Raw genomic sequence first — 13,094 nt, 5'->3', positions numbered from 1 at the left:
GGCATGGGCATACTCTTCGAGGACGGCAACTTCGAGCTGTTCCGGAACGGGTTCCTGCAGACGGTCGAACTCAGCGCGCTGAGCGCCCTGTTCGCCCTGCTGCTGGGTGTTCTGCTGGCGGCCTTCCGGGTCTCCCCGGTCCCGGTGCTGCGAGTCTTCGGCACCGTCTGGGTGAACACCTTCCGGAACACCCCGCTGACCGTCCTGTTCTTCGCGGTGGTCTTCGGACTCCCGCGCCTGGGCGTGCACTTCGAGCACTTCAGCTTCGCGGTGATGGCGCTCTCCGCCTACACCGCCTCGTTCGTCTGCGAGGTCATCCGGTCCGGCATCAACACCGTGCCGGTCGGCCAGGCCGAGGCGGCCCGCAGCCTCGGGATGACGTTCGGTCAGACCCTGACCCAGATCATCCTGCCGCAGGCCGGGCGGACCGTGCTCGGCCCGCTCAGCAGCGTCTTCATCGCGCTCCCCCGCAACTCGGCGGTGGCCGGTGCGTTCAGCGTCTCCGAGCTGTTCAACTTCCAGACCACGCTGAACGAGAAGGGCGCCTCGATCCTCGCCATCTTCTTCTGGGTCGCGCTCGCCTACCTGTTCATCAGCGCCTGCGTCGCCCTGTTCTTCAAGTTCCTGGAATCCCGTCTGGCGGTGGCCCGTTGAGCGGCAAGAGCAGCGTCCTCTACGACGTCCCCGGGCCCCGGGCCCGGATCCGCAACCACGCCCTCGGGGTGATGGCCGGTCTCGCCCTGCTGGGCGGCCTCTGGTACACGTTCACCCGGCTGAACGACACGGGCCAGTTCTCCCCCGAGATGTGGGACGTGTTCGCCTACAAGAACACGCAGGAGACCATCCTCACCGCGCTGCTGGACACCCTGAAGGCGTTCGCCACCGCCGCGGCGCTCTCGCTGATCCTCGGCGCCCTGCTGGCGATCGGCCGGCTCTCCGACCACAAGCCGGTGCGCGCCGTCTGCACCGCGGTGGTGCAGTTCTTCCGCGCCATGCCGCTGCTGATCATGATCTTCGGGCTCTACGTGGCGGTCTTCACCGCCACCCCGTTCTGGGCCCTGGTGACCGGTCTGACGCTGTACAACGGCGCCGTCCAGGCCGAGATCATCCGCTCCGGCATGAACGCGGTGCCGCGCGGCCAGAGCGAGGCCGGCTACGCGCTCGGCCTGCGCAAGAACCAGGTCATGACGGTGATCCTGACCCCGCAGGCGGTCCGGGCCATGCTGCCCGCGATCATCGGCCAGCTGGTGGTCACCCTCAAGGACACCTCGCTCGGGTACGTGATCACCTACCCCGAGCTGCTGAACGTCGGGAAGAAGATCGCCGGCACCTGGGTCACTCCGGACGGCTACCCCTACATCCCGGTCACCATCGTGATCGGCGCGATCTACATCATCTGCTGCCTCCTGCTGACGGCGCTCGCCAAGTGGCTGGAGGGCTGGAGCCGCCGCGGCGCGAACCGGCGCACAACGTCCGCTGCTTGACGGACACGCAGGTGATCTGTTGCATTGCTCTTCGTGACACCACCCGGGACTTCTGACGCTCCGTCGGCCGCCGCTGCCCCAGCCCGGACCGGCCGGTCCGAGGAGGTCCCGTCGTGGATCCGGTGATCATCGTGGGGGCCGGGCCGGTCGGCCTGGCCCTGGCGCTCGCCCTGGCCCGGCACGAGGTGCCGAGCATCGTCCTGGACGAGGGCGCCGGGGTCTGCTCCGAAGGCCCGCGCAGCGTGGTGCTCACCCAGCAGACCACCGGCTTCCTGACCCGGCTCGGCTACCAGCGGGCCGGGTCCGACGCCGTGTACTGGGACGCCTTCACCGTCTACCGGCGGCGCACCGAGGTGCTCCGGCTCCCGCTCAGCGGGATCTCCCACCTGCCCCAGCACCGCCTGCACCGCGGCCTGCGGGACGCGGCCACCGCCACCCCGCTGATCCAACTCACCCCGCACACCCGGCTGGTCGAGCTGGAGCAGGACGGGGACGGCGTCTCCGCCCGCACCCAGCACACCCAGACCGGTACCTCCACCTGGTGGCGCGGCAGCCACCTGGTCGGCTGCGACGGGGCCCGCTCGGCCGTCCGCAAGCTGCTCAAGGTCCGCTTCCCCGGCCGCCCCGCGGTGGACCGGCACGCGGTGGCCACCCTCCGGGTGGACCTGCCGTTCCCCGGCGAGGCCCGGCTGCACCGCGAGCCGCCGTGGCGCGGCGACCGCGAGGCCTCCGCCCGCCCGCTGCCGGACGGCCTCTGGCGGCTGGACTGGCGGCTGCCGCCCGGCCGCCCGGCCCCCGAGACCCCGGTGGACCCGCACGCCACCTGGCCCGGCATCGTCACCGGCGACACCCTGCTGGCCCGGGTCCGCTCCACGCTGACCGGCTGGTGCGGCGAGCTCCCGCGGTTCGAACTGCTGGCCGCCGCCGACCACACCGCGCAGCAGCGCCTGGCCGCCCGGTTCCGGGTCGGCCGCTGCTTCCTGGCCGGGGACGCCGCCCACCTGCACGGCGCGCTCGGCATGCAGAACCTCGCCGACGGCCTGCGGGACGTGGACAACCTCTCCTGGCGCCTGGCCCTGGCCTGGCACCTGCACTCCGGGCCCGGCTCCGGCGCCGAGTCCACCCTGCTGGACGGGTACGAGGCCGAGCGGCGCGGGGCGGTCGGCGCCCGGCTGCGCGCGGTGGACCAGTCGATGCCGCTGCTGCGGCCGCTGCGCGGCTGGGCCCAGACCAGGCGCTCGCTGCTGACCGGCTCGTTCCGCAAGCACGCCCCGCTGCTGACGGACGGTCAACTCGGCACCGGCCGGTTCGGCGGTGCGCCCGCCTACCCCGAGGCGCCCTCCGGCGTCCCCGGCCGGGTGCCGCCGCAGCGCGGCCCCAAGGGCACCGCGCTGACCGAACAGCTCCCGCCGACCGCCCCCGGCGTGCTCGCCCCCGACCTCCCGGTGATCACCACCGAGGGCACCCAGGACCACCTGCACGCCCGCCTCGGCGGCGGCTTCCTGCTGCTGCTGGTCGCCCCCGGCGCCACCGTCTGGTCGTCCCGGCACTGGCTCTCGGCCGGCCTGATGCCCCGGCTGACCTCGCTGGCCGCCTCGCTCCCGATCCCCGCCGAGGTGCTGGTCACCGAGCAGTACCCGGCCGCCGACCCGCACACCGTGCTGCTGATCCGCCCCGACGGCCACGTCGTCGGCACCACCCACGGCGCCGAACCGGACGCCCTGCACGCCCTCGCCCAGCACGCCCGCGGCGGCCCGGCCCCGATCGCCAGCCCGGACCTGACCGGGTCCTGACCCGCTCCGGCCGGCTCGTTCCGGCCGGCTCCGACCAGCCCCGCCCGGCTCCTGACGGGGCGTCACTGGTCCCGGCGGCGGACGGCCAGGGCCGTGACCAGGACGGCGCCGGCCGCCCAGCAGGCCAGCACCAGCCAGGCCCCGGCGTGGGTGGCCGGGTAGGGCTGGAGGGCGGCGATGTCGGGGCGCTCGGCCAGCGTCTCCCAGGCCCGGAACGGCGTGGCGTGGGCGAGCACCGCGCTCAGGTGCCGACGGGTGCTCAGGATGGCGGGCCCGATCAGCAGCAGCACGGTGGCCGACACCACCGCGAAGGCGCTGTGCCGCAGCAGCGCGCCGACGGCCATCCCGGTCAGGGCGGCGACCGGGGCGAGCAGCGCCGAGGCCAGCACCAGCCGCAGCGCCCCGGGGTGACCGATCGTCACTCCGGCGTGCAGCTCCGCGTACTGGGCCTGGGTGGCCCAGAACGAGACCGCCGCGACCAGGGCTCCGTACACCGTGGCCACCGCCCCCACCACCAGGGCCTTGGCGACCATCACCGAGCTGCGGGCGGGGATCGCGACGAAGGTGGTGCGGATCAGGCCGGTGCCGTACTCGCCGGTGACGGTGACCGCGCCCCAGGCGCCGACCCCGAGCAGCAGCACCGAGGCAGCGTTGGAGGTGTAGGCCGTCATCAGGGACAGGCCCTCGGCGATGAACTCGGCGTGGTCGGCCGGGCTCAGCTGGTCCCAGTAGCGGACCTGGTCCCAGGCGGTGCCGAGGTTCAGCCCGAGCACGGCGAGCGCGATCAGCAGCAGGGTCCAGACGGTGGAGCGCAGTGACCAGAGCTTGATCCACTCGGCGGCCAGCAGGTCGGTCAGGCGGGCGCGCGGTTCCAGGGCGAGGGTGGTGGTCATCGGGTGCTCCCGGCGAGGTCGGTGGTGCGGGCGGGTGTGGTGCGGTGGGCGGCGTGGGCGGCGGTGAGTTCCATGAAGGCCTGTTCGAGCGAGGCCGTCCGCGGGCTCAGCTCGTGCAGCGGCAGGTGGTGACGGAGCGCCAGCTCGCCGATCTCGGCGGCGGCCAGGCCGCAGACGGTGAGCACCTCGCCGTCGGTCCGCACCTGGGCACCCCGCTCGGCCAGCAGCGCGGCCAGCTCGACGTGGCCCGGGGTGCGGACGGTGACGGTCGCGCCGCCGCGGGCGGCGAAGGCGGTCAGGCTCTCGGCGGCGATCAGCTCGCCCCGGCCGATCACCACCAACTCGTCGGCGGTGTGCTCCATCTCGGTCATCAGGTGGCTGGAGACGAAGACCGTCCGGCCCTCGGCGGCCAGCCGGCGGAACAGGCCGCGCACCCAGCGCACGCCCTCCGGGTCCAGCCCGTTCAGCGGCTCGTCGAAGAGCAGCACCGGTGGGTCGCCGAGCAGTGCCGCCGCGATGCCGAGGCGCTGGCGCATGCCGAGCGAGTAGCCGCCGATCCGGCGCCCGGCGGCCTCGGTGAGGCCGACCTCGGCCAGCACCTCCTCCACCCGGGCACGCGGGATGCGGTTGCTGCGGGCCAGCGCGCTCAGGTGGGCCCGGCCGCTGCGGCCACCGTGCACCTCACTCGCGTCCAGCAGCGCGCCGACCTGCCGCAGGCCGCGCGGCCGGTCCCGGAACGGGCGGCCGTCGATCAGCACCGAGCCGCTGGTCGGGGTGTGCAGGCCCAGGACCATCCGCAGGGTGGTGCTCTTGCCCGAGCCGTTCGGCCCCAGGAAGCCCGTCACCAGCCCGGGGCGGACGGTGAAGGTGAGCCCGTTCACGGCGGTCGTGGAGCCGTAACGCTTCGTCAGTTCGTTGACCTCGATCATGGTCCACAGCCTGCCGGGCGGGTCCGGGGCGAGCGTCGGCCCAGCGGTGTCACCCGGGGGCGGAGGTTGTCCTCCAGGGGCGTACGACCACGGGCCGATGACCGGGCCGTCCATGATCGCTAGCATCGGCGTCATGCGAATACCCCTGCTCGGGCGGTTCAGCCCGGCCACCTGGACGGTGCTCGCCTGGTGCGCCGGTGTGCTGAACACCGCGCTGATCCGGGTGCAGCTGCCCGGCGAGAACAGCGCTGCGGTGCTGCGCGGGGTGGTCTTCCTGCGCTGGGACGGCCTCACCATGCTGGTGCTTGCCGGTCTCCTGACGGTGATCGGCGCCCGGCTGCTGACCACCCGTCCGGCCGCCGGGCTGGCCTGGGTGCTGGCCGGTGCGGCCCTCGGCGCCCTGCCGCTCAGCGTGATGGAGCTCCCGCTCCAGCAGTACTACGCGGTGGACGCGGCGGTGTACTTCATCGGCGTGGCGCTGCCCCGGCACCGCTCGCTGCGAGCCCTCGGTGCGGCACTCGGCGTGCTCGCCGCCTTCCTCGGCATCCGGATGCTGTGCAACTGGCCGGTCGGCATCTCGGTGGAACTCCCGGTCGCTCTGCTGGTGGTGATCGCCTGGCTGCTCGGCTCCTCCAACCGCCAGACCCGGGAGCACCACGAGGAGACCCGGACCCAGGCCACCGAGCAGGCCGTTACCGCCGAACGCCTGCGGATCGCCCGCGAGCTGCACGACATGGTGGCCCACAGCATGGGCGTGATCGCGCTCCAGGCCGGGGCCGCCAAGCGGGTGATCGACCGTCAGCCGGAGGCCGTCCGGGAGGCCCTGGCCAGCATCGAGACCACCGGCCGGGAGACCCTGGCCGGGCTGCGCCGGATGCTGGTCGCCTTGCGCACCGAGGAGCCGCTCGCGCCCGACCTCGGGGTGGCCGACCTGTTCCGACTGGCCGAGTCCACCACCGCCGCCGGACTCCGGGTGGAGCTGCGGCGCACCGGCGGGCCCGGGCCGCTGCCGTCGGAGGTCGACGTCTCCGCCTACCGGATCGTGCAGGAATCGCTGACCAACGTGCTCAAGCACGCCCGCACCGACCACTGCCTGGTGACGGTCGATCAACTCCCGGACGCCCTGCGGCTGGAGGTCACCGACCACGGTGCCGGCCCGGGTCGTGGCCCGGCCGGCTTCGGGCTGGTCGGCATGCGCGAGCGGGTCGCGCTGCTGCACGGCGAGTTCGAGGCCGGCCCGCTGCCCGGCGGCGGCTTCCGGGTCACCGTCAGTCTTCCGTTCACCGCTTCCCCCTTGTCAGGAGTCCGATGACCGTCCGTGTCCTGCTCGCCGACGACCAGCCGCTGGTCCGCGCCGCCCTGCGGATGGTGATCACCGACGCCCCCGACCTGGAGGTGGCCGGCGAGGCCGGGAACGGCGCCGAGGCCGTCGCCCTGGCCGAGGAGCTGCGCCCCGACGTGGTGGTGATGGACCTTCGGATGCCGGTGCTCGACGGCATCGAGGCCACCCGGCGGATCACCTCCGGCCCGGCCGGCCCGCAGGTGGTCGTGCTGACCACCTTCGACGAGGACGAGAACGTGCACGGCGCGCTGCGGGCCGGCGCCTCCGGCTTCCTGGTCAAGGACATGGCGCTGGACGAGATCCTGGCCGCCGTCCGGGTGGTGGCGGGCGGCGAGGCGCTGCTCGCGCCGAGCGTCACCCGCCGCCTGATCGCCGAGTTCACCGAGCGCCGGGGCGCCGCGCCCCGGCGGGAGCTGACCGGCATCACCGACCGCGAGCGCGAGGTGCTCACCCTGATCGGCCAGGGCCTGTCCAACACGGAGATCTCGGAGCGGCTGGTGATCAGCCCCGCCACCACCAAGACCTACCTCAGCCGCCTGCTCGCCAAGCTGGACGCCCGCGACCGGGTCCGGCTGGTGATCCTGGCGTACGAGGCGGGCCTGGTCGGTGTCTGACCAGGCCCGGCCTGCTCGCCTGCCCGCCCGGGCCGGGCAGGCGAGCACCTTGACGGAGCGTCAGACCGGGACTGCCACCAGCCGGGCGCCGTCGGAGGTCCGGACCTCGAAGTGGTCGATCTGGCCGGACTGCAGGCCGACCCCGCCGTGCGTGACCAGGCTGTCCGGCTGACTGGGGAGCCCGTAACCGGCCGGCGGGACGGCCCAGCTGGTGACGGTCTGCTGCTCGCCCGAGCGGCCCACCGCGATCAGCGAACAGCTCAGCGGCCCCCGCACGCCGGAGAGTTGCAGCGCGACGTGGGTGCCCCACTTGCGGTCCTCCAGAGCGACGGTGGCGACCGCACCGGTGGACGGGTCGGTGGCCGAGTGGCGGACCCCGTGGTCCATCAACTCCTGGGCGGGGCTGGTGGAGTGGGCCGCCGGGCGGGCCTGGTCGCCCCCACCGAGCGAGGCTCCGACCAGCGGCCCGCCGATCAGCACGGCCACGGCCGCCACCACCAGGAAGAGCCTCCGGGTGCGCGCCGACCGCCGAGCCGCGGTCACCTCGGCGGTCAGCCCCTCCAGCAGCCGGTCACCGTCGGCCGGTGGCCCGGCGGGGCCGACGACCTGCGCGTACTCCGCCAACAGCGGTTCCAGCCCGGAGAGTTCCTCCGCCTCGGCGGTGCACCGGGCACACCCCGCCAGGTGCGCGGCGAACTCCGCCGTCTCCTCCGGTTCGAGCAGCCCGAGGACGTAGGCACCCACGTCGAGGTGCTGCTCCTGCGGGGACGTCACGATGTCACCCCTCGTTCCTCGAGAGCGTTCTTGAGCGATTTCAGGGCGTAGAACACCCGGGACCTGACGGTGCCGGCCGGGATGCCGAGCTCGGCGGCCGCCTCGTTGACGGTACGCCCCTTCAGGTAGGTCTCGACGATCACCTGCCGGTGCGGCTCGGTCAGCGCGTCCAACGCGTCGGAGATGGCCATCAGTCGCAGCGCACGCTCCAGTTCGTCCTCCGCCGGCATCACGTCGAGCACCGCGTCGCCCACTTCGGCCGGACGCGACTGCCGACTGCGGTGGCCGTCGATGACGATCCGGCGGGCCACCGTCACCAGCCAGGGGCGCAGCGACTCGGCCGCCGGATCGAGCCGGTGCAGGTTGCGCCAGGCCCGGACCAACGTCTCCTGCACCACGTCCTCGGCCCGGTGCCGGTCGCCGCCGACCAGCCGGAGCACGAAGCTCATCAGTGCGGCGGCGTGCCGGTCGTGCAGGGCACGGACCAACTCCTCGTCCCGGTCCGGCGGGTGGGACACCGGCCGGTGGGACGGACCGGCAGCCGTCTGGTCGCGCCGCATGCGCCCCTCCTCCTCGAGCCGCACCAGGGTCGGCGGGGTCATCAGTAGCCGCCGCCACCGCCGGCCGTGGCGGCCGCCTTCTTGCCGTCCGGGGCCGCCGCGAACCAGGTGCCGCCCACGCCCTGCCCGTTGGTCTCGCCCGGCGCCTTGTCCCCGGCGAAGCGGTAGAGCGGCCAGCCGCCCAGGGTGAGCTGCTGCGTGCCGTCCGCCCGGGTCACCGTACCGACCAGGGCCCGGTCCACGCCCTGGAGGGTGCTCTGCGCGTTCACCGGGACGGGCGGCCACTTGGCCGCGCAGTCGCCGTTGCAGTTCGAGGCCGAGGGCTTGGCGGTGTCCTTGTCGAAGCGGTACAGCGTGTAGCCGAGGCCGTCCAGCACGGTCGGCCCGAAGCCGGCCGGGCGGCCCACGGCCAGCGAGCCCTTGAGCACCGCCTTGTCCGCCTTGTCCGCGGAGGGAGCGGCGGTCGGCGCGCTGCTCGGGGCGGCAGCCGGGGCGGCGCTCGACGCGCCGTCCGAGCCGCAGGCGGTGAGCAGCAGCAGGCCGGCCAGAGCCGGGGCGGCGAGCAGGGCGGTGCGACGGAGCGTGCGCATGAGTGGTCTCCCCCACGGAGTTCGACGGGTGGTCACCCATCGGTACGCAGGGGAGGCACGGAACACTCAACGCGGCGGAAGATTTTTCCGGAGCGGGCCGCCGCGCGGCTAGCGGGCCACCTCGACGGCGCGGGTCTCGCGGATCACGGTGACCCGGACCTGGCCGGGGAGGCTGACCTCCTCGGTGATCCGCTTGGCGATCTCCCGGGCCAGCACCTGGGCCGCGATGTCGTCCACCTGGTCCGGCTGGACCAGCACCCGGACCTCCCGGCCGGCCTGCATCGCGTACGCCTTGGTGACCCCGGGCTGGGCCACCGCGATCTCCTCCAGCCGGGCGAGGCGCCGGACGTAGTTCTCCGCCGACTCCTTGCGGGCGCCCGGCCGGCCGCCGGAGCAGGCGTCGGCGGCCTGGACGAGCACCGCCTCGACGGTCTGCGGGTCGACCTCGCCGTGGTGCGCGGCGATCGCGTGCACCACCTCAGGCTGCTCGCCCCAGCGGCGGGCGTACTCGGCCCCGGCCAGTGCGTGGGTGCCGGCCGTGTCCGAGGAGAGCGCCTTGCCGATGTCGTGCAGCAGCGCTGCCCGCCGCACCAGCGCCGCGTCCGCACCCACCTCGGCCGCCAGCACCGCGCCCACCCGGGCCGACTCCACCAGGTGCGCCAGCACGTTCTGCCCGTAGGAGGTGCGGTAGCGCAGCTGGCCCATGGTGCGGACCAACTCCGGCTCCATCTCGCCGACCTGGGCCGCGAGCAGGGCGTCCTCCCCGGCCCGGACGCAGAGCCGCTCCACCTCGCGCAGGCTGCGGGCGTGCACCGCCTCGATCCGGGCGGGCTGGATCCGGCCGTCCGAGACCAGGGTCTCCAGGGTGAGCCGGGCGGCCTCCCGGCGGATCGGGTCGAAGCTGGAGAGCTGGACCACGCCCGGCGTCTCGTCCACCAGCAGGTTGACCCCGGTGACGGCCTCGAAGGCGCGGATGTTGCGCCCCTCCTTGCCGATGATCCGGCCCTTCAACTCCTCGGCGGGCAGCCGGAAGACGGAGAGCACCGTCTCCGCCGTCTGCTCCGCCGCCACCCGCTGGACGGCGCCCGCGACGATGTCCCTGGCCAGCTCCTCGCCGTCCCGCCGGGCCCTGCGCTCGATCTCCCGGACGGTCACCGCCGCCTCCCGACGGGCCGCGGCCTCGGCCACCCGCAGCACCTCGGCCCGGGCCTCCTCGGCCGTCAGACCCGCCAGCCGCTCCAGCTCCCGGCGCTGCTCACCCTCACGCTCGGCCACCGCCGTCTCCCGGGCCGCCAACTCCGCCCGACGGCTGCCGAGTTCCGCCTCGACCAGCCCGACGGCGCCGACCGCCCGCCGCTCGGTACCGCGCATCCACCGGAACGCCAGCAGCACCAGCGCCAACAGCAGAACTCCGAGGCACCCCGTCACGATCCACATCGGGTCCGCTCCCGTCCCGCTCAACCACGCATTTCTGTGAGGCTAAGCGGGGGTCACGAAACGGTCAAGATACGCTCCCGAACCGTCAGGCCCGAACGCTGACGCTCTGTCACGTCCACGGCTCCGACCCGGACGGACCGGCGGGCGTTCGGCTAGGGTCGCGCTGCCGCAGGCACCCGGCCGGCGGCGGACGGGGGACAGATCATGGGGACGACGACCACCAGGAGAACGACTCGCCGCACGGTGACGGCCGCGGCACTGCTCGCCACGCTGGCCGTGGTGGCGGTCGGCCTCGGGCACGACGGGGAAGCGGACCGCGACGCCGCGGCCGCGCCGAGAGTCGTACCGGCCCGCGACCTCCGGGTCGGTGACTGCTTCTCCACGCCGGCCGACGGGGAGACGACACCGGCCGCCTGGGGGCCGCCGAGCACGGTGACGGTGGTCCCGTGCGGGGAGCGGCACTTCGGCGAGGTCTACGCGACCGCCCCGCTCCAGGGGCTGACCTTCCCCGGCGGGGAGCTGGAGAGCTACCGCCGGTGCGAGGAGCTGCTCCCCGGCTACGCGCTCGACCGGTGGGCGCTCCTCGCCGGCGCACGGTCCAGCCACATCGACCCGCCCCCGGCCGACGGCACGGCCCTGACGGTGTGCACCCTCGCCGTCCCCGGCGGGCGGACCTCCACCCTCCGCCAGGACCGCTCCCGGCTGACGGAACACCAACTCGCCTACCTGGAGGCGGAGTCGCGCGTTGCCGTGGACCTCGCACTCCGGCCGGGCACGCCGCCGTCCCGTGCGCCGGAGGCGTACCGCGAATGGCTCGCCGCACTGGCGCGGTCCACCGAGGCGGAGGTCACGCTCCTCGGGTCCCACCCCTGGGGCGACCGCACGGCCGAGCCGATGTCTGCCCTCGCCGGCGAGCTGCGGGCAGCCCTGGACCACCTCAGGGCCGCCGAGTGGTCGGCCTACCCCGCCACCGTCTCGCGCGAACTCCTCGCCGCCCAGCCCCTCCTGCGCAACGACGCGAAGACGGCGGCGGCCCGGGCCGCACTCGGCCTCCCGAGCACTCCTCCCTCGACGGGAGGCGACCCCTTCCCGGACCGTGGTGCGGCACCGGAGAGCTGAGGCCCGGTCAGCGCCCGCCCTCCTCCCACAGGTGGTCGAACCTCCCGGCGATCAGGGCGTCCCGCAGTGTGCGCAGCTCCTCCGGCGCCACCAGCAGCACCTGACTGCCGTCCGCGACGTTCGCCATCGCGATCCGCCCGGCCGCGGCCCGGGCCAGCACGACGCCGACCACGTCGCCGTGCTCGTCCACCGGCACGGTGGCCTCCCAGGGCAGCCCGGGGTGGTCGACGGGGTAGTACTCGACCTCGCTCAACTCCACCGCCCCCGCTCAGCCGCGCTCGGCGGTCCACGCCTCGAACCCGCCCGGCTGGTCGTCCGGCGGGATCAGCTCGGCCGGGCTGAGCGTGCGCTCCAACCCGCCGCGCAGCGGGCGGACGTAGACCTCGCCCGCCAGGTAGTCCATCACCCGCACCGCCTCCCGGGTGGCGCGCAGGTAGGCGGTCTGCCCCGGTGCGGGCGTCCATGCGCCGCCGCTCTGACGCTCTTTCATGGTTTGGTGGCTCCCGTTCCTCGGTCTCCGGCTTTCCACCCTCAGACTCGGCGCGCCGGCAGTAGCCTGACCAGGCCCTGCGACCGAACAATCACGGTGCGTGAGAACGGAGCTGACGGATGACCATCCCCAAGGACCTCGACCCGGCCGAATCGCCGCGCGCCTTCTACGGTGCCGAGCTCCGCCGCCTCCGCGAGGCCAAGGGGCTGTCGCAGAGCGCCCTCGGCGAACTGGTCTTCTGCTCGGGCAACTACATCGGCCAGATCGAGGCGGCCGTGCGGCGCCCGCAGGAGGACCTGTCGGAGCGGCTGGACGCCGCACTCGGCGCGGACGGCCACTTCTCCCGGCTGTACCCGATGGTGACCCGGCCACGCTTCGCGGAGTACTTCACGGCGGCGGCCGAGCTCCAGGCGATGGCCGTGACCATCAGCGCCTACGCCCCCCAGCTGGTGCCCGGCCTGCTCCAGACACCGGACTACGCAAGGGCGGTGTTCAGGTCCGCCCAACCGCTTCGCTCCTCGGCCGAGAACGAAAGGCTGGTCAACCGCCGGATGGAACGGGCGGTGATCCTGAGCGGCCCAACAAGACCGTTGTTCTGGTTGGTCATCGAGGAGAGCGTCCTGCTCCGCCCCACCGGCGGATCCGCTGCAATGCACGAACAGCTCACGCATCTTGCCCAGTTGGTCTCCGACGGCCGGATCATCCTCCAGGTGATGCCGACCAGAAGCGGAGCCCATGCTCTGCTCGAAGGGGCGCTGAGTCTGATGACTTTTGTCGATGCTCCGCCCGCTGCCTACATCGAAGGCCCTCACACGGGTGAACTGCTCGACGCCCCAGGCCCGTTCGCTGCCTGCCAGCTATCGTTCGACCTAGTCCGGGCCGACGCCCTGCCGCCTGAGGCGTCCTTGGCCCTACTCAAAGCGGCGGCGGAGGAACACGCACATGGCCAGCACTGAGCAGTGGCGCAAGAGCACCCACAGCGGCGGCAACAACGGCGACTGCATCGAGCACGACGACGCCCACCCCGGCACCGTCCGCGACTCCAAGAACCCCCACGGCCCCCGCCTCC

Annotated in this window: 16 protein-coding genes; 8 read left to right on the top strand and 8 right to left on the bottom strand. The window is 73.7% G+C overall.

The features are described 5' to 3' along the window. Positions 1-3: 3 nt before the first annotated feature. The 3 genes from ACZ6ZR_RS23575 (at position 4) to ACZ6ZR_RS23565 (ending at position 3,277) form a co-directional block, all read left to right on the top strand. Complete coding sequence (locus ACZ6ZR_RS23575) at positions 4-654, top strand: amino acid ABC transporter permease (RefSeq protein ID WP_465645294.1); 651 nt, start codon at positions 4-6, stop codon at positions 652-654. Continuing rightward, positions 651-1,484 carry an amino acid ABC transporter permease gene (locus ACZ6ZR_RS23570; protein ID WP_465645292.1) on the top strand — a complete coding sequence of 278 codons (834 nt, stop codon included), beginning with the start codon at positions 651-653 and terminating at the stop codon, positions 1,482-1,484. The genes ACZ6ZR_RS23575 and ACZ6ZR_RS23570 overlap by 4 nt, the downstream gene beginning before the upstream one ends. A gap of 113 nt (positions 1,485-1,597) precedes the next feature. Then, complete coding sequence (locus ACZ6ZR_RS23565) at positions 1,598-3,277, top strand: FAD-dependent monooxygenase (RefSeq protein WP_465645290.1); 1,680 nt, start codon at positions 1,598-1,600, stop codon at positions 3,275-3,277. A 62-nt stretch (positions 3,278-3,339) separates the two neighbouring features. Here the strand turns inward: ACZ6ZR_RS23565 and ACZ6ZR_RS23560 are convergent, their stop codons facing one another. Both ACZ6ZR_RS23560 and ACZ6ZR_RS23555 read right to left on the bottom strand, forming a co-directional pair. Continuing rightward, entirely contained in the window at positions 3,340-4,170 is an 831-nt protein-coding gene (locus ACZ6ZR_RS23560; protein ID WP_465645288.1) for an ABC transporter permease, read from the bottom strand. Then, entirely contained in the window at positions 4,167-5,099 is a 933-nt protein-coding gene (locus ACZ6ZR_RS23555; RefSeq protein ID WP_465645286.1) for an ABC transporter ATP-binding protein, read from the bottom strand. Before ACZ6ZR_RS23555 ends, ACZ6ZR_RS23560 begins: the two co-directional genes overlap by 4 nt. Positions 5,100-5,232: 133 nt before the next feature. Here ACZ6ZR_RS23555 and ACZ6ZR_RS23550 point away from each other — a divergent pair, with 133 nt between their 5' ends. Further along, positions 5,233-6,411, top strand: coding sequence for a sensor histidine kinase (locus ACZ6ZR_RS23550; RefSeq protein WP_465645284.1), 1,179 nt, complete (start codon positions 5,233-5,235; stop codon positions 6,409-6,411). Next, positions 6,408-7,055, top strand: coding sequence for a response regulator (locus ACZ6ZR_RS23545; protein WP_465645283.1), 648 nt, complete (start codon positions 6,408-6,410; stop codon positions 7,053-7,055). Before ACZ6ZR_RS23550 ends, ACZ6ZR_RS23545 begins: the two co-directional genes overlap by 4 nt. Positions 7,056-7,115: 60 nt before the next feature. On the opposite strand, the gene ACZ6ZR_RS23540 is transcribed toward ACZ6ZR_RS23545, so the two are convergent. From ACZ6ZR_RS23540 to rny, 4 genes are all read right to left on the bottom strand, one after another. After that, positions 7,116-7,829, bottom strand: a complete 714-nt coding sequence (locus ACZ6ZR_RS23540) for an anti-sigma factor family protein (RefSeq protein ID WP_465645281.1) — start codon at positions 7,827-7,829, stop codon at positions 7,116-7,118. Further along, complete coding sequence (locus ACZ6ZR_RS23535; protein WP_465645279.1) at positions 7,826-8,389, bottom strand: sigma-70 family RNA polymerase sigma factor; 564 nt, start codon at positions 8,387-8,389, stop codon at positions 7,826-7,828. The genes ACZ6ZR_RS23540 and ACZ6ZR_RS23535 overlap by 4 nt, the downstream gene beginning before the upstream one ends. Positions 8,390-8,430: 41 nt before the next feature. Next, positions 8,431-8,979: a hypothetical protein gene (locus tag ACZ6ZR_RS23530; protein WP_465645277.1), complete on the bottom strand. Its 549-nt coding sequence runs from the start codon at positions 8,977-8,979 to the stop codon at positions 8,431-8,433. 108 nt (positions 8,980-9,087) lie between these two features. Continuing rightward, complete coding sequence (gene rny, locus ACZ6ZR_RS23525; RefSeq protein WP_465645275.1) at positions 9,088-10,416, bottom strand: ribonuclease Y; 1,329 nt, start codon at positions 10,414-10,416, stop codon at positions 9,088-9,090. A gap of 204 nt (positions 10,417-10,620) precedes the next feature. On the opposite strand from rny, the gene ACZ6ZR_RS23520 reads away from it, so the two are divergent. Next, the gene (locus ACZ6ZR_RS23520) at positions 10,621-11,535 is read left to right on the top strand and encodes a hypothetical protein (RefSeq protein ID WP_465645273.1); all 915 of its coding nucleotides are present in this window, start codon (positions 10,621-10,623) and stop codon (positions 11,533-11,535) included. A 7-nt stretch (positions 11,536-11,542) separates the two neighbouring features. On the opposite strand, the gene ACZ6ZR_RS23515 is transcribed toward ACZ6ZR_RS23520, so the two are convergent. Next, positions 11,543-11,788: a hypothetical protein gene (locus ACZ6ZR_RS23515; RefSeq protein ID WP_465645271.1), complete on the bottom strand. Its 246-nt coding sequence runs from the start codon at positions 11,786-11,788 to the stop codon at positions 11,543-11,545. A 15-nt stretch (positions 11,789-11,803) separates the two neighbouring features. Then, positions 11,804-12,025, bottom strand: a complete 222-nt coding sequence (locus ACZ6ZR_RS23510) for a hypothetical protein (RefSeq protein WP_465645269.1) — start codon at positions 12,023-12,025, stop codon at positions 11,804-11,806. 119 nt (positions 12,026-12,144) lie between these two features. Between ACZ6ZR_RS23510 and ACZ6ZR_RS23505 the strand changes: the two genes are divergently transcribed. Next, on the top strand, positions 12,145-12,981 hold the full coding sequence (locus tag ACZ6ZR_RS23505; RefSeq protein WP_465645267.1) for a helix-turn-helix domain-containing protein: 837 nt from the start codon (positions 12,145-12,147) through the stop codon (positions 12,979-12,981). Then, positions 12,968-13,094, top strand: a 127-nt coding sequence (locus tag ACZ6ZR_RS23500; RefSeq protein ID WP_465645376.1) for a DUF397 domain-containing protein, incomplete at its 3' end; no start/stop codon positions are given. The genes ACZ6ZR_RS23505 and ACZ6ZR_RS23500, both read left to right, overlap by 14 nt.

It is taken from the genome of Kitasatospora sp. NPDC088742, from assembly GCF_055584905.1.
The sequence above is the reverse complement of the archived record's forward strand: the minus strand, read 5'-3'. Positions and strand labels throughout refer to the sequence as shown.

What these genes read in the sequence shown, in the direction of transcription:
- ACZ6ZR_RS23550 (WP_465645284.1), top strand. Translation starts at nt 5,233, where the DNA reads ATGCGAATACCCCTGCTCGGGCGGTTCAGCCCGGCCACCTGGACGGTG.
- rny (WP_465645275.1), bottom strand. Translation starts at nt 10,416, where the DNA reads ATGTGGATCGTGACGGGGTGCCTCGGAGTTCTGCTGTTGGCGCTGGTG.
- ACZ6ZR_RS23520 (WP_465645273.1), top strand. Translation starts at nt 10,621, where the DNA reads ATGGGGACGACGACCACCAGGAGAACGACTCGCCGCACGGTGACGGCC.
- ACZ6ZR_RS23560 (WP_465645288.1), bottom strand. Translation starts at nt 4,170, where the DNA reads ATGACCACCACCCTCGCCCTGGAACCGCGCGCCCGCCTGACCGACCTG.
- ACZ6ZR_RS23510 (WP_465645269.1), bottom strand. Translation starts at nt 12,025, where the DNA reads ATGAAAGAGCGTCAGAGCGGCGGCGCATGGACGCCCGCACCGGGGCAG.
- ACZ6ZR_RS23545 (WP_465645283.1), top strand. Translation starts at nt 6,408, where the DNA reads ATGACCGTCCGTGTCCTGCTCGCCGACGACCAGCCGCTGGTCCGCGCC.
- ACZ6ZR_RS23530 (WP_465645277.1), bottom strand. Translation starts at nt 8,979, where the DNA reads ATGCGCACGCTCCGTCGCACCGCCCTGCTCGCCGCCCCGGCTCTGGCC.
- ACZ6ZR_RS23535 (WP_465645279.1), bottom strand. Translation starts at nt 8,389, where the DNA reads ATGCGGCGCGACCAGACGGCTGCCGGTCCGTCCCACCGGCCGGTGTCC.
- ACZ6ZR_RS23505 (WP_465645267.1), top strand. Translation starts at nt 12,145, where the DNA reads ATGACCATCCCCAAGGACCTCGACCCGGCCGAATCGCCGCGCGCCTTC.
- ACZ6ZR_RS23555 (WP_465645286.1), bottom strand. Translation starts at nt 5,099, where the DNA reads ATGATCGAGGTCAACGAACTGACGAAGCGTTACGGCTCCACGACCGCC.
- ACZ6ZR_RS23575 (WP_465645294.1), top strand. Translation starts at nt 4, where the DNA reads ATGGGCATACTCTTCGAGGACGGCAACTTCGAGCTGTTCCGGAACGGG.